The sequence below is a fragment of the Citrobacter sp. MGH104 genome, assembly GCF_001034485.1.
Lineage (GTDB): Bacteria > Pseudomonadota > Gammaproteobacteria > Enterobacterales > Enterobacteriaceae > Citrobacter > Citrobacter freundii.
Genome location: NZ_KQ089818.1, coordinates 3,729,574 through 3,750,698, shown reverse-complemented (window position 1 = coordinate 3,750,698; position 21,125 = coordinate 3,729,574). Strand labels below are relative to the sequence as shown.

At 50.9% G+C, this 21,125-nt stretch carries 18 protein-coding genes, 2 tRNA genes and 1 pseudogene; 13 read left to right on the top strand and 8 right to left on the bottom strand.

The features are described from left to right. Window positions 1-135 precede the first annotated feature (135 nt). From SK34_RS17695 to SK34_RS17635, 12 genes and pseudogenes are all read left to right on the top strand, one after another. Window positions 136-441 carry a helix-turn-helix domain-containing protein gene (locus tag SK34_RS17695; protein ID WP_003836489.1) on the top strand — a complete coding sequence of 102 codons (306 nt, stop codon included), beginning with the start codon at window positions 136-138 and terminating at the stop codon, window positions 439-441. 225 nt (window positions 442-666) lie between these two features. Next, a complete protein-coding gene (locus SK34_RS17690) occupies window positions 667-1,371 on the top strand; it encodes a DUF1120 domain-containing protein (RefSeq protein WP_048233667.1) in 705 nt (234 codons plus the stop codon). A 99-nt stretch (window positions 1,372-1,470) separates the two neighbouring features. Continuing rightward, window positions 1,471-2,175, top strand: coding sequence for a fimbria/pilus chaperone family protein (locus tag SK34_RS17685; protein ID WP_003029264.1), 705 nt, complete (start codon window positions 1,471-1,473; stop codon window positions 2,173-2,175). Window positions 2,176-2,296: 121 nt separating this feature from the next. Continuing rightward, entirely contained in the window at window positions 2,297-4,711 is a 2,415-nt protein-coding gene (locus SK34_RS17680) for a fimbrial biogenesis usher protein (protein WP_172960245.1), read from the top strand. Beyond that, complete coding sequence (locus SK34_RS17675; protein ID WP_048233663.1) at window positions 4,708-5,259, top strand: DUF1120 domain-containing protein; 552 nt, start codon at window positions 4,708-4,710, stop codon at window positions 5,257-5,259. The genes SK34_RS17680 and SK34_RS17675 overlap by 4 nt, the downstream gene beginning before the upstream one ends. A 4-nt stretch (window positions 5,260-5,263) precedes the next feature. Beyond that, on the top strand, window positions 5,264-6,046 hold the full coding sequence (locus SK34_RS17670) for a DUF1120 domain-containing protein (protein ID WP_032941311.1): 783 nt from the start codon (window positions 5,264-5,266) through the stop codon (window positions 6,044-6,046). A gap of 72 nt (window positions 6,047-6,118) precedes the next feature. Further along, window positions 6,119-7,099: a GlxA family transcriptional regulator gene (locus tag SK34_RS17665; RefSeq protein ID WP_048233661.1), complete on the top strand. Its 981-nt coding sequence runs from the start codon at window positions 6,119-6,121 to the stop codon at window positions 7,097-7,099. Between the two features lie 78 nt (window positions 7,100-7,177). Then, a complete protein-coding gene (gene gap / locus SK34_RS17660; RefSeq protein ID WP_016150174.1) occupies window positions 7,178-8,188 on the top strand; it encodes a type I glyceraldehyde-3-phosphate dehydrogenase in 1,011 nt (336 codons plus the stop codon). Window positions 8,189-8,400: 212 nt separating this feature from the next. Beyond that, a pseudogene (locus SK34_RS24720) lies at window positions 8,401-8,878 on the top strand (glutathione peroxidase). A gap of 199 nt (window positions 8,879-9,077) precedes the next feature. Further along, window positions 9,078-9,154, top strand: a tRNA-Val gene (locus tag SK34_RS17645). Window positions 9,155-9,158: 4 nt separating this feature from the next. Beyond that, window positions 9,159-9,235: transfer RNA gene (locus SK34_RS17640), tRNA-Val, on the top strand. 170 nt (window positions 9,236-9,405) lie between these two features. Beyond that, on the top strand, window positions 9,406-10,128 hold the full coding sequence (locus SK34_RS17635; protein WP_048233659.1) for a substrate-binding domain-containing protein: 723 nt from the start codon (window positions 9,406-9,408) through the stop codon (window positions 10,126-10,128). Here SK34_RS17635 and SK34_RS17630 read toward each other — a convergent pair. The 4 genes from SK34_RS17630 to puuE all read right to left on the bottom strand — a co-directional run bounded on the left by SK34_RS17630 (window position 10,115) and on the right by puuE (window position 14,353). After that, window positions 10,115-10,867: an ABC transporter ATP-binding protein gene (locus SK34_RS17630; protein ID WP_046670615.1), complete on the bottom strand. Its 753-nt coding sequence runs from the start codon at window positions 10,865-10,867 to the stop codon at window positions 10,115-10,117. The two genes, SK34_RS17635 and SK34_RS17630, sit on opposite strands and share 14 nt — an antisense overlap. Further along, window positions 10,864-11,868, bottom strand: a complete 1,005-nt coding sequence (locus tag SK34_RS17625; protein WP_048233658.1) for a FecCD family ABC transporter permease — start codon at window positions 11,866-11,868, stop codon at window positions 10,864-10,866. The genes SK34_RS17630 and SK34_RS17625 overlap by 4 nt, the downstream gene beginning before the upstream one ends. Continuing rightward, the gene (locus tag SK34_RS17620; RefSeq protein ID WP_048233656.1) at window positions 11,855-12,910 is read right to left on the bottom strand and encodes an ABC transporter substrate-binding protein; all 1,056 of its coding nucleotides are present in this window, start codon (window positions 12,908-12,910) and stop codon (window positions 11,855-11,857) included. The genes SK34_RS17625 and SK34_RS17620 overlap by 14 nt, the downstream gene beginning before the upstream one ends. Before the next feature lie 180 nt (window positions 12,911-13,090). Beyond that, complete coding sequence (puuE, locus tag SK34_RS17615; RefSeq protein ID WP_048233655.1) at window positions 13,091-14,353, bottom strand: 4-aminobutyrate transaminase; 1,263 nt, start codon at window positions 14,351-14,353, stop codon at window positions 13,091-13,093. Between the two features lie 106 nt (window positions 14,354-14,459). On the opposite strand from puuE, the gene pdxR reads away from it, so the two are divergent. Next, window positions 14,460-15,935: a MocR-like pyridoxine biosynthesis transcription factor PdxR gene (gene pdxR, locus SK34_RS17610; protein ID WP_048233653.1), complete on the top strand. Its 1,476-nt coding sequence runs from the start codon at window positions 14,460-14,462 to the stop codon at window positions 15,933-15,935. 43 nt (window positions 15,936-15,978) lie between these two features. Here pdxR and SK34_RS17605 read toward each other — a convergent pair whose 3' ends face one another. From SK34_RS17605 to SK34_RS17590, 4 genes are all read right to left on the bottom strand, one after another. Beyond that, window positions 15,979-17,187, bottom strand: coding sequence for a c-type cytochrome (locus tag SK34_RS17605; RefSeq protein WP_044699939.1), 1,209 nt, complete (start codon window positions 17,185-17,187; stop codon window positions 15,979-15,981). A 3-nt stretch (window positions 17,188-17,190) separates the two neighbouring features. Next, window positions 17,191-19,083: an NAD(P)-binding protein gene (locus tag SK34_RS17600; RefSeq protein ID WP_003843507.1), complete on the bottom strand. Its 1,893-nt coding sequence runs from the start codon at window positions 19,081-19,083 to the stop codon at window positions 17,191-17,193. A gap of 89 nt (window positions 19,084-19,172) precedes the next feature. Next, window positions 19,173-19,646 carry an ester cyclase gene (locus SK34_RS17595; RefSeq protein ID WP_053064284.1) on the bottom strand — a complete coding sequence of 158 codons (474 nt, stop codon included), beginning with the start codon at window positions 19,644-19,646 and terminating at the stop codon, window positions 19,173-19,175. 11 nt (window positions 19,647-19,657) lie between these two features. Beyond that, window positions 19,658-21,085, bottom strand: a complete 1,428-nt coding sequence (locus tag SK34_RS17590) for a gamma-aminobutyraldehyde dehydrogenase (protein WP_048233651.1) — start codon at window positions 21,083-21,085, stop codon at window positions 19,658-19,660. Between the last annotated feature and the right edge of the window lie 40 nt (window positions 21,086-21,125).

Sequence of the window (21,125 nt, the reverse complement as noted above, 5' to 3'; positions counted from 1 at the left end):
CTTTATTCTATTGATGATTTACTGACCGATCGATATTAACTTGTTTTAAGAGTAAAGGATGTTTGCAATACTTTTATGGCCGAAATATATTTCAACAAATAAATCAACATAAACAAATAGTAAACGGAGTCGCTAATGCACTTGAAATACAATATATCTAACGTTAACGCCAGAATCGGTCGATTCGTTCGTAGCAACCGACAAAAAATGAATATGAGCGCAGAAGAGTTAGCTGTTGAGTTAAATATATGTCAGCAGCATGTATCACGGTTTGAACGGGGGCAGTGCGCTTTTACGTTAGAGTTTATTCTGCGAATTCTGAACGTTTTTAACATAAGACTGAGTCATCTTGTCAGTGAAGTTTTCTATGAGGATTCACAGGTATTTAGCAAGGCCAGAAACATTATCCAAAACAATTCAATGACTAAGACCATTAATTAACGAGCTTGATTTTTTAAAAACAGCATTTACTGGACAATATTCTTCAAGAGAAACTAAATACAACATATTGCTTTTGTATTTCTCTAATTTTTACCGGGTGTGAATATCTAAAACCTGCTACGTGAAGAAAGTCATGCTCCGCATCGCCATGTTTACTTGAATAAAGTGAACATGGCGCTGCACAGGCGTTGTATTTTTAAATCCATAATTAGGAATATTACTTAAATGAAATTAAATAAACTACTGGTTGCTTTATCACTTACTTTTATTTCCGGCTCAGTCCTTGCGGCAGGTGGAGACACGGCCACGCTTAAAGTCACCGGAAAATTAGTGCCGGGCGCATGCGCCGTCAATCTGGATAACGCCGGTATTGTTGACTACGGAACAATGTTAATGACGAACCTGTCTGCAACTGAAGACAATCAACTGCCGGAAAAACGTATTAATATGGGTATTAAATGCAATTCCGAACGACTTGTTGCGTATACCCTTCATGATGAACGTCGAGATTCTCTCTATAATGGTGTGATTAAAAATGCCACCGTTGATGGCAGCGATATACCCGCAAGCAGCAATCAATTTGGTCTGGGGCTTACAAACGACGGTGAAACAAGACTGGGTGCATATACTGTTATTAACTGGTTCCCCGATATGACTTATTCGGGTAGCGCTGACAATCTGGTATTTATTGGGAAAAGAGGTAACAGCGACGACTGGTCACGCACGACTTCTGGCAGCACCGTAAACGGCGTGGATGTTGCGGCCAGATTACACACCTTAGGAAATCCTGATACATTAACCCCGGCAGCGTTCTCTGAATTGAAAATTCCATTATCTATTAAAGGAGTTCTTCGCAAAGGGGAAGAACTTAAGATTACGGACGAAACGAATCTCGACGGTGAGGCAACGATTTCTCTGGTTTACCTCTGATAATTCTCCGTAAATTAATACGATAAAATTAATTTTATCGACTCTGTTTATTACCGGGCCATGTTCTAATGGCCCGGTAAATATACTGGAATAACTACAATGCGTCAGCCATTTTTCTTCTGGAAAGTTCTTTTCATTCTTTCACTTTTCCTGATATGCGTCCCACAGGTTAGTATGGCCACCGGAATGCAGCCTGACAGTTCCCTTTTACTGATCCAGGAAAAGGAAAGCGGAGGCAGCATGAATGTCACCAATACAGACAATATCCCTTCCCTGCTTTACACACAGGTCATTAATGTTGACGGTGAGGATGACACGATTAAACTCCTGCCGACTCAGCCGGTAGTCCGGGTTGAAGGAGGTAAGACTCAGCAAGTTCGATTTATTCTTAAAACGGAAAAGCCGCTAATTACTGAGCATCTTAAACGTGTCATTTTCGAAGGTATCCCCCCAAAAATTCCCGGTAGTAACAAAATTGGTATTACCATACGTCAGAATTTACCCGTACTTATTCATCCAGAAGGATTACCGGAACGAAAAGATCCCTGGACGTTACTTACATGGCATAAAGAAGGCAATCAGCTGAAAGTTACTAATCCAGGCCCCTATGTCGTCCGCCTGGCCCAGCAGTTTGTCACACTACCGTCGAAGACACAATTTGACCTCGGGAGAACGTATTTACTGCCGGGCCAGCATATAACCTTATCATCAGCATCCTCGCTTACGGCTGATAACGAAGTACGTTTTGTTCCAGTCAGCCGTTACGGTGTTCAGGTGTCGGAGTTTATTGCTTCGCTAAATTGAAAGAAACTTTAGCGCCAGACCGGATGTCAGGTTTCAACGCTGAATATTTATTATAAAAACCTATTTCGCATCAGAACGATTTATATCCGAGCTCCTGCAAGGATAGCTATAAGGTTAATAAATGCCCTTTAATTTAATCAGAACATTGCCTGTTCACAGGTATGCATATTATTTATTTCTCGGTCTACTTGGTAGTTACAGTATGATGTTATCCGCCGAACCTTTACTATTTGATGACGGAAGATTAAAAAACCGTGGACTGGATGCTGGTCTGAGTCATTATTTTTCTCACGCCGCACGTTTTTCACCAGGCGAATATCCTGTTAGTTGGGTGATTAACGGGCGCAATAAACGTCAGCTTATGACGCGATTTAATGCGCAGGGCGAACCCTGTATAACCCCTGAAACATCCCGAAATCTCGGACTTGCGTATGAGTTTAATCAAGGATGTCTGGATTATCAGACGCTTTATCCCACAGCACAGTTAACGGCAGACCCGTATAAAAATCAGATTAGTTTTACAGTTCCGACATCTGCGCTGACGCCAGAAAGCATCTTATTACGGAAGGATATTATTCAGGGAGGCACATCGGGGCTGCTTAATTATAATCTGCAGTCGTCAACCACAGTTCAGTCCGGAAAGCACGAAACTTATCAACTGGGACTATTTGAATCAGGACTGAATCTGAATGACTGGCTGCTTCGCAGTCGTCATACGGTATCGTACAGTGACGGAACACGTCGTTCTCAGCGACTATATACTTATGTCCAGAAGACGTTTCAGTCGCTACAACAGACCTTTCAGGCAGGAGAGATATACGCTCGTCAGACGCTACTCGCCATTCCTGGATTAACGGGGCTTCAACTGTTTCCTGATAGTGCACTGCGTCCTGCTCGTAGCGGCGTTTCTGTTCAGGGAATAGCGCGTTCCGCGCAGGCTCGTGTTGAGGTTTATCAAAACGGACAGTTAATCGAGGCAACACAGGTTCCTGAAGGACCGTTTTCATTAGATAACATTTCCATGCTCAGCACGCAGTTTCCGCTGGATGTGAAAGTGACGGAACAGGATGGTCAGTTAACAACGTTTTCAGTACCTGTCACGGCCTTACAAACTCCGGCCGACGCTCCCCTTTATGGGTCTGTGGCACTCGGTAAAGTGCGCGAGACAGTTGCCAGCGATGAATCGGCCCCCTGGCTCATTACCGGAAGTCAGGGGATGCGGATTTCCCGACAGGCAACGCTAAGCGGTAGCGCTCTGGCCTCAGCACAGTATCAATCCGCGGCGGCATCCCTGAGTTTTATTCCGATACCGGCATGGTCACTGTCGCTGCAAACCACGATGGCACAGGAACAGTACACGCATCATGCGGGCAGCAAGGAAAGCCTCAGTCTCCGCTACCAGCTTAACCCTTCCGCCAGTATTCAGGCGGCCTGGACCACAACATCTGCGGGATTTCGTGAGCTCAGCGACGCTGTAAATCATACGACTTCCACAGCGAACAGTTACTACAATGTGGGAGGTAACTGGGCTCATGAACATTTAGGTCTGTTTTCGCTGAGTTACTCGACCTCCTCCGCGCGTGACCATGCCGCCACACCGAAATCATGGTATGCCTCATGGTCAAAAAACTGGCGCTGGGCTGGACATGGTCAGATTAACCTTTCGGCCACATGGCAACGTGTTTCTGGCTCCCGGACGAGTACGCAACGTGACGATGATGTCTTTTATATCCGACTTGGGCTGCCTCTGGGACACGATCGCGTAAATCTGTCCCTTCGTCGACAGGGCTCCCGGACTTATAACGATGTTCAGACCAGCGGACAATGGGACGATATGTCATATTCGTTATCGGCAGGACGGGACTGGCAAAATGCACAAAATACCATCAGCGGCAGTTTTGGGCAGAATTTGCATTATGCCCAGATGAGTGGGTATGCCAGCCAGACCGCCAATTATTGGGGGTATGGCGGTTCGCTAAGCGGTGGGATTTCCTTTAATCAGGAAGGGATACTTTTTTCACCTTATGCGATTCAGGAATCATACGGCGCGCTTTCATTAAATTCTCCGCTTTCCGGGATCAAAGTATCTACCCCGCAGGGCCCCGTCTGGACTGATTATCGCGGCAAAGCGCTGGTTCCCGGCTTAACACCGTGGCAGCCCTCTCGTCTCAATATTGATGTTAAAACGTTGCCCAGACATGTCGACTTAACCAATGGTGCCGCGGAGCTTACCGTTTCGCGAGGAGCCGTCGCATTCACACAATTCAGGGTATCAGACACCCGCAGGGTACTCATGACAGTCAGACGTATTGACGGAAAGCTTCTGTCTAAAGGAAAAGGGATCGTAGACAGCGATGGGCAGTACGTGACGAATTCTCTGGAAAAAGGCCTGGTTTTCTTTAGCAACCTGCAGCCCGGTGAGTCGTTCTTTGTGGGGGATGACAACGGTAGCCCCATGTGCCAGCTACAGTATTCCCTGCCCCCAACACCACCTCAGGATGGTTTATATGAAGAGTTAACGGGAGTATGCGAATGATTCGTTTAATATCATTGTGTTGCGGCATCTTTTTTATTGTCAGTCCGGTCGTTCAAGCGCAGTGCAATATTATTGCCAGCCAGTTGCGCCACGAATACGGCAAAGTCCGGTTTCAGGATACTGAGCCCACCGGGCAGGTACAATGGCAGCAGTTGCCCGCCCGTCAGGTACAGGTACAGGTGCGGTGTGATGTTCCTCAACCCATACATATCCGGTTTGATGACAATGACCGTCGAGGACTCGACTTCAGTTTCGGTGAGGAGGGACGGGCAACGGTGATGTTCAGTGAAGCTTTTGTCGATAATAAGAGCAGCCAGTTCGTTGTTCACCACGAGCTTAATAAATCGTCTGAATCACGGTCGCAGACCCCTATTGCTGTTCTCAACGGAGACACAGTTGAGCTCCAGCAGCATCATCAGCCCGTGAACGGGATGTCGGCCACTTTCCTGCTTACGGTTATTCCCCGTGTACAGGCCCGCAGCTTTCAGGTTTCAGATCAGCAGGCGTCAACATTGTCATTACGTATGACCGTACCAGAGAGAGAATAACTCGATGATTTCATTTTGGTTCAAGGAAATTTTTCAGCGTGTTATATACCACCAGTCAAGTGTTACAGGAAAGATGCGCCTGATTTCGCTTATTAAAAGCCGGATACATCGGTGGCTTTGTTGTGCCGGGGGGATATTTTGCCTGTTGATTACGAAGGCGTATGCGGAAAATACGGTGGATGTGAGCTTTTCAGCTGAAATGATCCCGGCGGCATGCCGGGTATCGCTGGATAATGGCGGCACTGTGGATTACGGTACGCTGAGTCTCTCATCGATCCGTTCTTCATCTCCCTATCTGTTGACGCCACGTGTTATCGGCTTGCATATACAGTGCGAGAGCCTGCGACAGGTGGCATGGATGGTCAATGATGAAAAAGCGGAAACCCGGGTCCGTAACCTGATAATTGACTCTCACGATGATAAGACATCTGGTCGGCATTCATCTGACACCCTCTTTGGACTGGGTGTTACCTCAGGTCAAAAACCGATTGGTGGTTACCTGATAACCGCATTAGCCGGGGAGAGCGCCGTGGAAGGCGATATCGCGTCATGGGGGTATCAGACGGGGGAACAAGAACGGAGCATGTGGCAATCAGCCGGGACAGCACTAACACTGATTTCAGGCATCATGAGACTGACTCCGGTGGATGCGAAAAATAATCCCGTGGCAATTCGTCAGTTGACAATCCCCCTCAGGATCTCTGCCGCCATTGCCTCCGATGGCCTGAGCTTACAGGATGAGACTGAGTTACAGGGCGAGGCCACAATCAGCCTGATTTATTTGTAATATTGGGACAAGAATAGTATCCCGCAACACATGTCTGTTGACTTATTTTGTAAAAAGACTACTTTTCAGGACATGAAGAAGATACTCATCATTGTTCCCGATGGCGGCATGCTGTTTGAATCCGCCGGTATTGCCGACATCATGATGCAGGCCAACCGCCTGCATCCCAAAAGCGCTACGGAAACCTGTTATCAGGTTCAGTTAGCCACAACGCAACCACATCAGGTGATCCATGGTCAGTCCGGCCTGAACCTACTGGCAGATCATCGCCTGCATGAGATAGATCCTCGCGAACCTCTCGATACCATCATTATCACCGGCAGAGGTCAAAATCCGCAGGAAGGAATTGCTGTGGTTGACTGGCTGCGCCTTGCCGCTCCCCATGCCCGCCGCATTGCATCCATTTGCGGCGGTGCGATGCTGCTGGCACAAACCGGGCTGCTGGACGGCAGACGAGCCACCACCCACTGGAAACTACTTGAAACCATGCAGGCAGAATTCCCTCAGGTGCGCGTCGAAAGCGGTCCGCTTTATATTCAGGACGAATACATCTGGACATCGGGTGGCGTGAGCTCCGGCTTTGATCTAACGCTAGCGCTGGTTGAAGAGGATTATGGTTTCAGTCTGGCGCGCGACGTCGCTCAAGACTTCGTCATGTACCTGCGCCGTCCTGGGGGCCAGCTGCAGTTTAGCCGCTACAACCTTCAGCATACCAGTACTCTGGGCCCGATTAACGATCTGCTGGTCTGGCTGCTTGAGAACCTCACCGCCGACCTCAGCGTGGATAAACTGGCGGAAAAAGTCGCCATGAGTCCACGTAACTTCACCCGCGTGTTTACCCGGGAAACAGGAGCTTCACCGGCGCGCTATGTAGCTGAAGCTCGTCTGGCCGCCGCCCGGCAGCGTCTGGAGCAGACCAACGAGACGCTGGAGCGTATTGCCGAACAAACGGGATTCGGCAGCAGCATCAACCTGCGACGACTATTCGAAAAACAGCTTCACCTGACCCCGGGCGAATATCGCCAGCGTTTTCATTGTCGTAAAATGGCCTAAAGTGATCCTTTTTTGTCGTTTACGCCAAGCAGTGATCGGCCTAAATTTATGCCAGAGACAACAGATAAGGAGTTGATCATGGTAAAGGTCGGTATTAACGGTTTTGGCCGTATCGGACGTAACGTACTGCGTGCTGCACTGGGTAACTCGGATATTCAGATTGTGGCAATCAACGATCTGACTGACAGTAAAACATTGGCGCACCTGCTGAAATACGATTCGCTGCTGGGTAAACTCGATGCCGACGTCGCCGCCAGTGAGGGGCAACTGGTCGTTAACGGTAATTCCATTACTGTTTTTAGCGAACGCGACCCAGCCAAAATCCCCTGGCGTCAACGTGAAGTCGATATTGTCATTGAAGCAACCGGCTTCTTCACTGAACGAGACAAGGCGGCAGTACATATCCACAGCGGTGGCGCAAAGCGCGTAATTATCTCTGCTCCAGGTAAAAACGATGATTTAACCATCGTGATGGGCGTTAACGATCATCTCTACTCGGCGGATAAACACTTTGTCGTCAGCAACGGTAGCTGCACCACCAACGGTCTGGCACCTGCCGCGCAGGTTTTGCACCAACATTTCGGTATTAAGCATGGTCTGATGAACACCACCCATGCCTACACCAACAGCCAGGCGCTGCACGACCAACCGGAAAAAGATCTTCGTGGCGCCCGCGCCGCTGCATTGTCGATAGTGCCCTACTCAAGCGGTGCTGCAAAGGCGCTTGGCAAAGTCATCCCTGAGCTGGATGGTCGCTTAACCGGTTATTCGCTGCGCGTACCAGTTCCGGTAGTGTCAATTGTCGACCTGACCGTCACGCTTGAGCGGGATGTAACGGAAGAAGAAGTCAATAATGCATTTCGTAACGCCGCCGCGACGGGGCCGCTGAAAGGGATCCTGGGCTATAGCGATGAACCGCTCGTTTCAAGTGACTACCAGGGTGACCCGCGTTCATCCATTATCGACGGCCTGTCAACGTTGGTAATTGGTGGCAATATGGTCAAAATTCTCGCCTGGTACGATAACGAATGGGGATTCTCCAATCGGCTCGTCGACCTGGCGCTGTTAATGGCAAAAAACGAGCGCTAACTCCTGCTTCCCACGCCCTCTTAAAATCCACGCCTGGCGTGGATTTTTTAACTCTGCCACGGCAGATTAAATGTGAGTTTGATGGCGGAGCAATTCCTCTCAACTTAGTCATTTTATTAATCTTACGGTTGCTACCATAATAAAAAGTCACTAAGCGAAGCCTATAACCCGCAGGCAATATGAGTAATGTGAACTTAATTGAGGATTCCGGTATGACCACCTTTCATCAACTTACTGCCACCAGTCTCAATGGCCAACCCATCTCGATGGCCGATTACGCTGGCAAACTGGTGCTGGTGGTTAATACCGCCAGTCATTGTGGATTCACGCCACAATAGCAGGCCTCGAAGTGCTCGATAAGAAGTACGCCGCACAGGGTCTGGTGGTGCTGGGTTTCCCCTGCAACCAGTTCGGTAAACAGGAACCTGGTGGAGCCGATGAAATCGCACAAACCTGTCACATCGACTACGGTGTGAGCTTCCCGATGTTTGAGAAAGTGGACGTCAACGGCGCTGGGACGCATCCGGTGTTTCGTTTCCTGAAAGATGAATTACCCGGCGTGCTGGGTGGATCAAGTGGAACTTCACTAAATTCCTGATCGGGCGCGACGGTAAGCCGCTTAAGCGTTTTGCCCCCTACACGACTCAAGAGAAAATAGAAGCCACGATCCTTGCAACGCTAAAAGACTGAGTGCTCATGTCATTCAAACCGTTCCCATTATGCCCCTGCCTGCTGCATGAATAAAAAACACGCTGCAAAATCAACAAAATATAATCAACTTGCTTAATTACTCTGCAATCGCGTGAGATCAGGAAGAAAAATGCCATTTCCCTCTTGCCTCATTCGGTCTGTGCCGCTAATATTCGTCCCCGTTGTCACCTACAACGTTGCGTTCATAGCTCAGTTGGTTAGAGCACCACCTTGACATGGTGGGGGTCGTTGGTTCGAGTCCAATTGAACGCACCATCTTGCGTCCGTAGCTCAGTTGGTTAGAGCACCACCTTGACATGGTGGGGGTCGGTGGTTCGAGTCCACTCGGACGCACCAAATCATCTCTTCGATTTGGTGCTATTTCCCTTCAAAACTATCGTTTTATCTTCGGTTTTATCGTTTCCTACGTTGCTACAATAGCAATGCGTTAAATCATTCTAAATTCCATGCTCAACGCGTATCATTCATCTTCTTCGTATAATGTCTTTCGTCAGAGCCCGGATACCATGCCCTCTTCCATTCTCCTGTTCGCCGCGGGCAGTTTACGCCCAGCATTTACCCCGCTGATAAGCCAGTTCACGCGCATGAGTGGAATAGACGTCAAGATTGAATATGGTCCGGCCGGTTTACTGCGCGAGCGTATTGAAGCGGGTGAACCGTGTGCGCTCTTTGCCTCCGCCAACCGGGAACATCCGCAAAACCTGCTGGTACGTAATAAAGCCGTCTCAACGCACACCTTTTGCTGGAACAAACTGAGCCTTGTCAGCAACCGAATCGGAACCTGGCTGGATTTACTCCGCGACCCAACGCTGCGACCAGGGACATCAACGCCCGGCTGCGACCCTTCCGGAGACTATACCTGGGCATTTTTCGACAATATGGATGTACTGGAACCAGGACTCGGGCGGCAACTTCGGGCGCGCGCTATCCCACTGGTTGGTGGCCGTGATACGGTAAAAATCCCGCAAGGAGAACTGGCGAGCGCCTGGATCCTGCGCCAGGGGCTGGCCGATCTGTTTATCGGTTACGCGCATTACGCACACGCGCTGCACGCGATGACCGACGTACATTACGTGGCTATTCCGGACGAGCACAATATTTGCTGCGAATACCAACTGGCGGTGCTTGATGCATCCAAAGAAGTCATGGCGCTGGTTGAATTCATACTTTCCCGCAGCGGTCAGGCGTTCCTTACCGCCGCAGGATTCTTACCGCTTAACGCCGAATAGAAAACAACGGTGCGATAAACGGCGTAGGGTGATTCTCCACGCTAAGTTTTCGCAGCGGTAAGCCATAGGCCAGAAACAGATTCTCTTCGGTCACAATGCTGTCCGTTGGCCCTGCCCGCCATTTACCTTCAGGGAGTAGCAGCAAAGTATGGGAAGCAACCTGCAACGCGTGAAGCGGATCGTGGGTCGAAAAGAGAATGCTGCATCCCTGTTGATGGGCCAAATCGCTGATGAGCTGGAGCACCACCTGCTGATTGGCGAGATCCAGCGCGGAACACGGTTCATCAAGTAACAACGTTTGACACTCAGTCACCAGAGCCCGGGCAATCATCACTAACTGTTGCTGCCCGCCAGAAAGTGAGCCAAATGAGCTGGAGGCAAGATGCGCAATACTCAACTGCTCTAATGCCTGCATTGCTCTTTGTTGATCCTGCTGGCTGGGTTGCGCAAAAAGCTTCACGTGCTGTGCTCGCCCCATCAGCACCACATCGCTGACCGTATAAGGAAACGGCAGATGGCTATGCTGTGCCACAATCCCTATCCCACCGTTATTTTCAATACTCCCGCCTAAAGCAGGCAGCGTGCCGGTTAGCGTATCGAGCAGTGTACTTTTGCCCAGGCCGTTTCGTCCGAGCACGGCCCAGATCTCACCTTTCTGGCAACAGAACGTTAGCGGCTCAAATAGCGGCGCGCGATACCCATAAGAAAGCCGATTTACGCGCAGTGCGGCAGGTATCATGATTTCTCCCGACGGCTGGTACGAATGAGCAAGAAAGCAAACAACGGCGCACCGAACAATGCGGTTATGATCCCCAGCGGTATCTCCGCGTGCATCAGGGTGCGGGCAATATCATCCACGACAATCATAAAACCGCCCCCCAACCAGAAGGCACACGGCAGTAGACGACGATGATCAACGCCCACCAGCAAACGCGCCAGATGCGGAATAACCAACCCAACCCAGGCAATACTGCCGCTGACCGCCACCTGAGCGGCGACCAAAAATGCGCAGCACACCAAAACGCTGCGTCGCAGAGGAACCACCGCCCCCCCCAGTGCTCTGGCATCTTTGTCATTGAGCGATAACAGGTTTATCCGCCAGCGTAGCTGGAACAAAACCGTCGCGGCGATACCGACTGGAACCGCCAATAGCAGTACTTTATGCCAGTTGGCCGTCGCGAAGCTCCCCAGCAGCCAGAACACAATATTAGGTAACGTCTCTTCGGTATCAGCCTGATATTGGATCAGGCTCACCAGCGCGGCAAAAAAGCCGCTCAAAATGATACCTGACAGGATCAACACCAGCGTATTCTCCAGCCCCTGTAACGCAGCAATGGCATACACCAGGATCAATGCCATCAGACCGAAGAAAAACGTTGACCCCATCATCAGCAAGGGCGAAAGACCGAGCAGGATGGCCAGCGTTCCGCCAAAGGCCGCCCCCGACGTCACACCGATAATATGCGGGTCGACCAGCGGATTATGAAATACTCCTTGCAACGTCGCCCCGCATAACCCCAGCGCGCCCCCCGCCAGCAGCGCCATCAGAATACGCGGTAATCTGACCGTCCAGATCACCTGGCTGGCTATTCCCTCAGCGTCGCTATAGTGCGTCAGGTGGTAAAACACCTCGCTTAACGACAGCGGATATTGTCCGAGGCATAGCGAACTGACGCCCAGCAACAGGACCACAACGATTAAGAGCGGTTGCTGGGGCAAAAAACGGTTACTTAGCTGCATCAGACTGCCAGTTCACACGATAAAAACGCTGATAGTAATCTTGCGCCTGCGCATCAACGTCCACATCTTTATAGGCATCCGGATACAGTTTTTTGGCCATCCACAGTTCACCGATCGCCAACGCCTCCGGCATCGGATAGCCCCAGGCTTTGGCGTATTCAGGCATCAACCAGACACGATGATTTTTCACCGCATCAATCCCCTGCCAGTTCGGATCGTTTTGGATCTGAGTTACCACCTGCGGATAGCGATCCTGGACAAAAATCACCTGCGGGTTCCACGCTAATACCTGCTCCAGCGCAACCTGACGGGCCCCTTTCACACTGGCAGCCGCCACGTTTAATCCCCCCGCGTGCTGCATCATCAGTCCGGTGTACTTACCGGAACCGTAAGTCATCAGGTCGGGGTTAGCCATATAAATACGGACTTTTTGCGCATCCGGGATGTTTGCAACCGGCGCATTGAATTTTGCTCGTGCCGCAAAAACGTAGTCGATTAACGTTTCAGCCTGCGGTTTGCGCCCCACGACATCCGCAATCAGGCGAATACCCTGCTTCAACCCTTCGTTGTAGACCTGCTCTTCATCGGCCATAGTCGGGTTCATTTTATTCTGTTGCCCGCCGGCATCTTTGCGCAATGAGATAGCCACGACCGGAATACCGGCGTTCTGAATCTGCTGGATCATCTCCGCGGGCGCATAGTTGGCGACAAACACCACCTGTGGATGAATTGCCAGCAGGCTTTCGATGTTCACGCTGGTGAGATCACCCGGCGTCGGCAATGTAGTAATCGTCGGCATAAAGCGCGCAAATTCAGGCCCGAGCTGTTTTTTCCAGCTCGACATCACGCCAACAATGTCCTGCTGGGCATTGAGCTGGACCAGAATATTCAACGTCTGGTGTTGCAGCACGACGACTTTGTCCACATGGTCAGGGATCGTGACCTGACGACCAAGCTGATCGGTGATCGTACGGTCGGCCTGAGCAGAAAACGCAAACAACATGCTGGCGCATACCAGCACAAAAGAGCGGAAAGTTAACATGGGATACCATCTGAATAGAGGAGTAAAAACGATATGTATTAAATTATATAACGTAATGACTGGCAACCCATTCGCGATAAATACCGCACTACACACGAGGAAGATCAATTTATGCCAGCAATAATAAAGCCGACGGTGATGACAACCGTCGGCTTTATGTCTTTTCTGCGGTATACGGGACTATTTCGTCGCCGCTTTGATGATCTGAAGCGCTTTGGCGAACTGATCCTGCGGAATCGTCAGCGGGTAAAGGAAACGAATAACGTTGCCATACTGACCGCAGGTCAGCAGCAGCAGTCCTTGCTCAAGGGCTTTCTTCTGCACGCGTTGTGCGGCGGAAGCGTTGGGTTCCCCTGTCACTGGATCACAGAATTCAGCAGCAATCATAGAACCTAAACCACGCACTTCGGCCAGTTCAGGACACCCTGCTTGCGCATCTGTCAGAGCGGCGCGCAGCTGTTCGCCGAGGGCCGCCGCACGCTGGCACAGCTGTTCATCATGAATAATGTCCAGTACTGCATGGGCCGCCGCGATCGACAGCGGGTTCCCGGCGTAAGTTCCACCCAGACCACCCGGCGCAGGTGCATCCATGATTTCGGCTTTGCCCACGACGCCAGACAGCGGCATACCGCCCGCGAGGCTTTTCGCCATGGTCATCAGGTCCGCTTTATCGGCGTAATGATCCATCGCAAACAGCTGGCCCGTACGGGCAAACCCGCTTTGTACTTCATCGGCTATCATCACGATGCCATGCTCGTCGCAAATACGGCGGATGGCAGCCACAAATTCCGGCGGTGCCACCACGAAGCCCCCTTCGCCCTGGACGGGTTCGAAGATAATCGCCGCAACCTGGGTTGGGTCGATATCGGCTTTAAACAGACGCTCAATCGCTTTTAGGGAATCCTCCGTGGAAATACCCTGTAATTCAGAAGGATACGGAGCATGGTAAACAGAGCCAGGGAACGGACCGAAACCTTTTTTATAGGGTGCCACCTTGCCGGTTAACGCCATCGTCATGTAAGTACGACCATGAAAACCACCGCCAAATGCGATAACGCCAGGACGCCCGGTATGTGCGCGTGCAATTTTCACCGCGTTTTCTACCGCTTCAGCCCCGGTGGTGAAGAATGTGGTTTTACGCTTGCCATCGATTGGCGCGACGGCGTTGATTTTCTCAGCCAAAGACACATAGCTTTCGTACGGGACAATCTGATAAGCCGTATGGGTAAAAGCCTGAAGTTGCGCTTCGACTGCCTGCACCAGGCGAGGATGGCGGTGTCCGGTGTTCAGCACGGCAATCCCGGCGGCAAAATCAATGTACTGATTGCCTTCGATATCGGTAATCGTGCTGTTTTCTGCCGACTGGGCATAAAAATCACACATTACACCCACGCCACGCGGAGTGGCATCCAGACGACGTTGTTGCAGGTTTTTATTGTTCATTCTCTACACCTTGTCCATTAATACATTTCGGTTGAATTACCCTTTAAATTTAGACGCCGTCTGGTACTTTAATCGAGAGCCAAATCGTTTTATTTTAAGGATCCAAATGCGTTCACTTGCCGGAGATGTGATCAAGCATGCATTTAGTCAGCAGACTGACGAAAAACTACATCGCCGCCTGTATGCCGCCATTTGTAGTTGCATCCTCGAAGGTAGCCTGAAACCGGCTACCCGAATGCCTCCGTCGCGTGACCTGGCAGGAGAGCTGATGCTATCGCGCAATACCGTCCTGCGGGTTTACGAGCAGTTGCAGGCCGAAGGTTATATTTCTGCGCGTACCAGTAGCGGCACATTTGTCACTGACAGCGTGCTGGACAATCTCAACCTGCGTCCCAATAAAGAACCTGTTGCTGCGGCTCTGGAGGATCACACCCGCTTATCTGCCCGCTGCCTTGAGCTGTTAGGTAATGCCAGCGCCAGTCCCCGTCAGTGGGGCGCGTTTATTCCAGGCGTACCTGATGTAGAGCATTTCCCACACCGGGTGCTCAAAAAAATTCAGGACAGGCTGGCAAGACGATTGCGCCCGGAGTTTCTCACTTACGATGCCGCAGGCGGTGTGAATGAGCTGAAAGAAGCGCTGGCGGACTATCTGCGCACCGCTCGCGGCGTGCGGTGTTCGCCGGAGCAAATTCTGATTACCGAAGGTATTCACCAGGCGCTGGATCTGGTGACCCGAACGTTATGCAACCCGGGCGATCACGCCTGGATTGAGGAGCCGGGCTACTGGGGAATCAAAAATATTCTGCGTATCAATGCGGTGAATTTTTCGGCTATCCCGGTTGATGAACAAGGTATGATCCCACCGGATGCAGGCGAAACACCGCCAAAACTGATTTTTGTGACACCGTCACATCAATACCCTCTCGGTTCGGTGATGAGCCTCAGTCGCCGCCGGCAACTTATCTTTCGCGCACGTGAAACGCGAAGTTGGATAGTGGAAGATGATTACGACAGTGAGTTCCGCTTTTCCGGCCAGCCGATCCCCTCTTTGCAGGGACTGGAAGAAGAGACACCGGTCATTTACATCGGGACATTCAGTAAGACTCTCTATCCCGCACTGCGACTCGGGTATGTCGTGTTACCTAAATCGTTGGCCGCTCCGCTGAAAAAGGTTCATAACGACCTCTATCGTGGTGGGCATCTGTTGATTCAGGCCGCGCTGGCGGAGTTTATTCGCGAGGGTTATTACGCAGCGCACATTCGGAAAATGCGCCAACTATACAGTCGTCGTCGCCAGATGCTGGTAGAGCTTATCAGCCGCCAGCTTGGTGAGCATTATCTTGGTTCCTTCAGCAGCAACGCCGGGCTGCATATGATCTTACAGTTACCCGCAGGGAGCGATGACGCGGTCATTGCCCAACAAGCGAATGCGCAAGGGTTGTTGGTGCGCCCGTTATCACGCTATTACGTGAATGAAGAGAAACGCAGCGGCCTGTTGCTGGGGTTTGCAAGTATTGAAGAGCATGAAATGTCGGCGGCGTTTACCCGACTCGCGGATATTATCAGGGTAAACACCGTGTAAGCACTGCCGGATGGTGGTGCAAGCACCTTATCCGGCATACTGTTTAATGTGATGCTTTTTTAATCCCAGCCAGATCTTCATGGCTTACTTCGCCATTCCCTTCACCCCAGGTCTTACGCACGTAATTAATCACGTCGCGCATTTCGTTGTCACTTAACATGCCTCCGTAAGCGGGCATCTTGAAGGAGACGCTGCCACGCGTTGTCGGTGTTTCTGCGCCGTGGGCAATCACTCTGAACAGCGGCGTCGGGTCATCAACCATGACCAGCGGATTGTTGACCAAAGAAGGTGCGTTATCATCCGTACCTTTCCCTTCCAGACCGTGACAAGTTGAACAGTAACGGTTATAGGTCACTTTTCCCGCCTCAGGTGAATTCGACCAGGATGCTGTAGTCGCAGCAGCACGCACCGTTTCAGGCTTCGCGCTTTTCAGACTCAGCAGATATTGGGCGATCGCCGTGGCATCTTCGTCGGTCAGATACTGTGTACTCTGCGTGACGACTTCAGCCATCGAACCTGAAACCGCAGCATGCTTGCTCTTACCGGTCAGCAACAGCGATTTTAACGCCTGCTCAGACATTCCGCTGCCCCGCAGCGAAGGTGCATACCAGCCGTCAATCATCGCTCCGCTCAGGTACTCGGCATCTGCATGAGTATAGGCTTTTTCATTCATCGCCATGCCTCTCGGTGTATGGCAAGAACCGCAGTGCCCGGGACCTTCCACCAGATAAGCGCCCCGTTTTATCAGGGCTGCGTTTTCATCTGGTTTCGCGCTATCTACTGTCGTCGCTGGCGCGTCGGTAAACAGCCAGTTCCAGATATGCAGTGGCCAGCGGGCGGAGAGTAGCCACGGAATGGCATTCTCTTTATTGGGTTGCGCAGACGGTGTGACATCATGCATAAAATAGCGATACAGCGCCTGAACATCCTCGTCAGAAAGTTTTGCATAAGAGGGATAAGGCATGGCCGGATAGAGCGGATGACCGTCTTTGGCAATTCCCTGGCGTACCGCCTTTTCAAAATCCTCGTATGAGTAATTACCAATACCCTGTGCCTTGTCTGGGGTTATGTTGGTCGAATAAATATCCCCCACCGGAGTAGGAAACTTTTTGCCCCCCGCCATCGCCGCACCACCTTCAGCGGTATGACAGGCGACGCAGTCTGAAATTCGCGCGATGTATTCACCGTTAGATTCAGCAGCGCTTACCGAAGCGGTAAATAAACAGGCGGCGAGAATGGTTACGTTACGCATAGATCACCCCATATCCTTGAGTTCATTAACCGCACGCCATGCCTGATCGATTGCTGTGTGGGCATAAGCACTCCAGTCAGAATCTGAGTTAGCGATGGCAATGCGACCGACTGGCTGACGCGCCCGCTCGATAATTTCTGGCATTTTATCCATATCATCGAACAGTGAATTGGCGTAGTACGCATAGCCATGCGCCCAGCGGTTAACGGTAATGGCGGAGATATCGCGTTGATTATCAAAGCCTGTTGAGCCAAACATCTCCTGCAACTGGGAGCGAATCATCTCCTCATGCGCCGCAAAAGTGGTCCCCAGCAAATAGGCTCGTCCCAGGCGGAACTGCTCTCTGGCCGATAGGTTACTGCCCGGATAGGTCGGCACATAGACCATGTGAATGACCATCGGATCGTCCGGGGAGGCAGGATGCTGATACCCACCAATACTGACCGGATAGTCGAGCTTAACCCGGCTGTAAGGTGCCGCTGGAGAATAAAATTCATGTACGCCAAGCTGTTTGAACGCCTGCCAGTTTTTGACCACCACGTTGGTGTACACCAGCGGAGCCTTGACGTTCAGTTTGAGATCCGCCTGCTGCTGTTCCGGCATCTCAGGCACCAGATACGGGATCATCATATTATAGCCTGCCATGATAGTGTTCTTACCGCGCACACGGTGCATTTTACCGTCACGCAGATAGGTCACCACAACGCCATCCTGCACGTTGGCCGCATTAATCACTGTACTGTTCAGGCGCAGGCGCGTGGTGTTTTCTGGTAGATCCAGCTTTTCATAATGCAATCTGGCGAGAACAGAGTCTTCCATCGTGTTACCCGGTAGCGCATCCGGCAGCATATACCTGACTAACAGTCGGGCCAGACCGGCGTTACCGTCCGGGAAATGGTAAACATACGGCTCTTCGAGGTCGGCCAGCGACTCTCCGTCCAACGGCGGTAACCCCATCCCTTCCATGCCGGGTAAGGCGCACGCCCTGGCATCGCTGCAGGAGATGCCTTCAATGCCGATGGCAAAGAAGTCATTGGAACGCTGCTGAAAATAGAGCAGCGCCATTTTGCTCAAACCCACTTTTGTTGCTAAAAATTCACTGTAGCTGTGGGTATCAAGCCATTCCATTTTCTCATCGACCGTCATACCCGGAAGGTAATCGCCAGGGCGCACATGCAGGTCGATCAGCGCTTTTCTGTCGTTCTCACCTAGCGGAAAATCATTGATAAAGTCTTCAATTTTACGGCCATTGAGCCTGTCCGGCGGAATATCATCAGATACCGCGCGGCCCGGATCGCCGCTGACGATTTTTGTTACGCCAAAATTCTTCTTGTCGAAAAAAACCCCGCGACTGAGCTGCCAGTCGGGGTAGAAGTTTACGTCAAAACTCTCTTTTAACCGCGTGACGCTGACGCCCACGGTTTCCATCAGTTTTTGTACTTCAGGGCTGAAATTATGCGCGGGTGACTGGAATGCTTCGCTGCCGCCATAACCGAGTAATTTCTTGCCCGAGCTGGTAAATTCATTACGTTTGGCGTGTCCGCCAAAATCGTCATGGTTATCGAGGATCAGGACCCGGCTATTTTGCCCGGCAACTTGACGCCAAAAACAACCGGCAGCTAACCCGCTAATCCCGCCCCCAACAATCACCAGATCGTACTCTTCCTCAACGGGCAGAGCGTTTAAATCAAAATGCTTCTGCTCGCGGCCTAGCGCATGCGCCATTTCAAATGATCCAGGATGATTACCCCGCAGCCCTGTCAGCGCAGGAGGATAATAATTTCCATCTATAAATGCGTTTCCCTTTCCTGTCGCCCTGACCCACTCCAGCGGGGTAAGTCCCGCCGCAATAGTCACCGCGACGCCGTTGAGAAAATCACGTCTGGTAATTGCCATTAACTTTTTTCCTTATTGCTACACACTGCCTTTAATACGACACAAATAAGAGAAATACCCCCTTCTTATTTATAAAGGGGTACAACCGACTACTTCACTGGCTTTAACTCTTCATCCAGTTTTTTAGAATCATAATAATCACCCTGCCAGGTGATTTTTCCTGCTTTAACATGAATATAGCTTACGCCTTCAAATTTGATCGGATTATTTGTCGGCAGACTCCCTGCCCATTCACCACTATTTTTGCCTGAAAATTCCCAACGAAAGGCCACGGTGTCTTCGTCGTAGACGGGTTTTCCAACCATTTTCCAGTTCAGATCTGGCACCGCCTTAATAAAAGCGCCGATAACCTCTTTTTCCGCTTTTTCTCTGCCGTTTATCGGTTCGCCCGCGGCGGCATCATAATAAACAGCATCATCCGCAAGATATTGAGCGGCTCTTGAAGCATCATGCGCATTCCACGCCGCCATATATTCTTTTACGGTATTCAGCGATGTACTTTCTGCAAGGCTATAGCCAGAGAGCATCACTAATGAAAGAACCGCAATTTTTACTGTTTTCATCGTAATCCTCTCTATTCAGAAATGTCACACATGATATGTTTCACCCGAGTGTATTCTTCGAGCGAATAGGATGAGAGATCTTTGCCATAACCCGATTTTTTGAACCCGCCGTGCGGCATTTCGGCGCACAGAGGAATGTGATTGTTAATCCACACCGTGCCAAAATCGAGGTCAATGCTGAAGCGCTGCGCGCGACCATGGTTACTGGTCCAGACGCTGGCGGCAAGACCATACTCCACATCATTCGCTTTGTGTAGTGCCTCTTCGTCAGTAGAAAACGACTGAATGGTCATTACCGGACCAAATACTTCATGCTGAATAGCTTCATCATTTTGATGCAATCCGGAGACAATCGTCGGCTCAAAATAGAAGCCCGGACCTGGCCCGGCGCGCCCACCGGTTTCAATTTTTGCATGTGCCGGTAAACGCTCAATAAAACCTTTCACCTGCTCCAGTTGATTCCGGCTATTCAATGCGCCGTACAGCGCATTCTGATCTTCTGGCGGCCCAAATTTGATACTTTTTGTTTTCTGGATCAGTTTTTCCAGAAACTCAGCATAGATGGATTGCTCTACCAGGATCCGCGTAGCCGCTGTGCAATCCTGCCCGGCATTGAAAAAGCCTGCCGTAGTGATTGTCGCAATCGCCTTATCCATATCCGCATCGGCGAACACGACTGCAGGCGCTTTTCCACCCAATTCCAGGTGTGCTCTAGTCAGGTTTGCCGCCGCCGAAGCCGCAACCTGCAAACCCGCGCGGACCGAACCGGTAATCGAAACCAGTGAAGCCTTCGGGTTTGAAACCACCAGCGAACCGGTGCTGGCTTTGCCCAACACGACATTAAACGCCCCTCTCGGGAACAATGGTGCTGCCAGTTCAGCTAACAGCAGCGTACTGACTGGTGTGGTATCGCTTGGCTTTAACACGACCGTGTTGCCTGCCGCCAGCGCTGGTGCAATCTTCCACACCGCCATCATGAACGGGTAGTTCCACGGCGTCACTTGCCCAACGATACCCAGCGGTTCACGACGGATGGTCGATGTAAACCCGGCGGAATATTCTCCGGCCGCCTTCCCTTCAAGACAGCGCGCCGCGCCAGCAAAAAAACGGATGGCATCGCAGGATGCCGCAATCTCCTCTTTCTCAATAAAATGGCGAAGCTGACCGGTTTCCTGACTCTGCGCGGTTACCAGTCGCTCAACGTTGCGTTCAATCTCATCAGCTAGCAGCAATAACGCCTTTTGCCGCTGTGCTGGCGTCGATTTTCTCCAGATGCTAAACGCCGCCTCCGCTGCTGAGTAGGCTTGCTCTACCTCCGCCTCGTTAGCGTTGGGAGAAATTGCGTATGTTTCACCATCAACCGGACTCACCAGTTCGAAGCTATCTTCGCTGCTGCCTGCTACATAGTGCCCATTAATAAAATGCTTCAGGGTTTTCATGCTTGTCTCCTGCCAATTAATACATAAAGAATCTTATGTA

Excerpts from the sequence above, each read along its gene's own strand:
- SK34_RS17690 (WP_048233667.1), top strand. The coding sequence starts at position 667 with ATGAAATTAAATAAACTACTGGTTGCTTTATCACTTACTTTTATTTCC.
- SK34_RS17630 (WP_046670615.1), bottom strand. The coding sequence starts at position 10,867 with ATGATACCTGCCGCACTGCGCGTAAATCGGCTTTCTTATGGGTATCGC.
- SK34_RS17685 (WP_003029264.1), top strand. The coding sequence starts at position 1,471 with ATGCGTCAGCCATTTTTCTTCTGGAAAGTTCTTTTCATTCTTTCACTT.
- SK34_RS17625 (WP_048233658.1), bottom strand. The coding sequence starts at position 11,868 with ATGCAGCTAAGTAACCGTTTTTTGCCCCAGCAACCGCTCTTAATCGTT.
- SK34_RS17670 (WP_032941311.1), top strand. The coding sequence starts at position 5,264 with ATGATTTCATTTTGGTTCAAGGAAATTTTTCAGCGTGTTATATACCAC.
- SK34_RS17695 (WP_003836489.1), top strand. The coding sequence starts at position 136 with ATGCACTTGAAATACAATATATCTAACGTTAACGCCAGAATCGGTCGA.
- SK34_RS17600 (WP_003843507.1), bottom strand. The coding sequence starts at position 19,083 with ATGGCAATTACCAGACGTGATTTTCTCAACGGCGTCGCGGTGACTATT.
- SK34_RS17590 (WP_048233651.1), bottom strand. The coding sequence starts at position 21,085 with ATGAAAACCCTGAAGCATTTTATTAATGGGCACTATGTAGCAGGCAGC.
- SK34_RS17665 (WP_048233661.1), top strand. The coding sequence starts at position 6,119 with ATGAAGAAGATACTCATCATTGTTCCCGATGGCGGCATGCTGTTTGAA.
- SK34_RS17680 (WP_172960245.1), top strand. The coding sequence starts at position 2,297 with ATGCCCTTTAATTTAATCAGAACATTGCCTGTTCACAGGTATGCATAT.
- SK34_RS17635 (WP_048233659.1), top strand. The coding sequence starts at position 9,406 with ATGCCCTCTTCCATTCTCCTGTTCGCCGCGGGCAGTTTACGCCCAGCA.
- puuE (WP_048233655.1), bottom strand. The coding sequence starts at position 14,353 with ATGAACAATAAAAACCTGCAACAACGTCGTCTGGATGCCACTCCGCGT.
- gap (WP_016150174.1), top strand. The coding sequence starts at position 7,178 with ATGGTAAAGGTCGGTATTAACGGTTTTGGCCGTATCGGACGTAACGTA.
- SK34_RS17620 (WP_048233656.1), bottom strand. The coding sequence starts at position 12,910 with ATGTTAACTTTCCGCTCTTTTGTGCTGGTATGCGCCAGCATGTTGTTT.
- SK34_RS17675 (WP_048233663.1), top strand. The coding sequence starts at position 4,708 with ATGATTCGTTTAATATCATTGTGTTGCGGCATCTTTTTTATTGTCAGT.
- SK34_RS17595 (WP_053064284.1), bottom strand. The coding sequence starts at position 19,646 with ATGAAAACAGTAAAAATTGCGGTTCTTTCATTAGTGATGCTCTCTGGC.
- SK34_RS17605 (WP_044699939.1), bottom strand. The coding sequence starts at position 17,187 with ATGCGTAACGTAACCATTCTCGCCGCCTGTTTATTTACCGCTTCGGTA.
- pdxR (WP_048233653.1), top strand. The coding sequence starts at position 14,460 with ATGCGTTCACTTGCCGGAGATGTGATCAAGCATGCATTTAGTCAGCAG.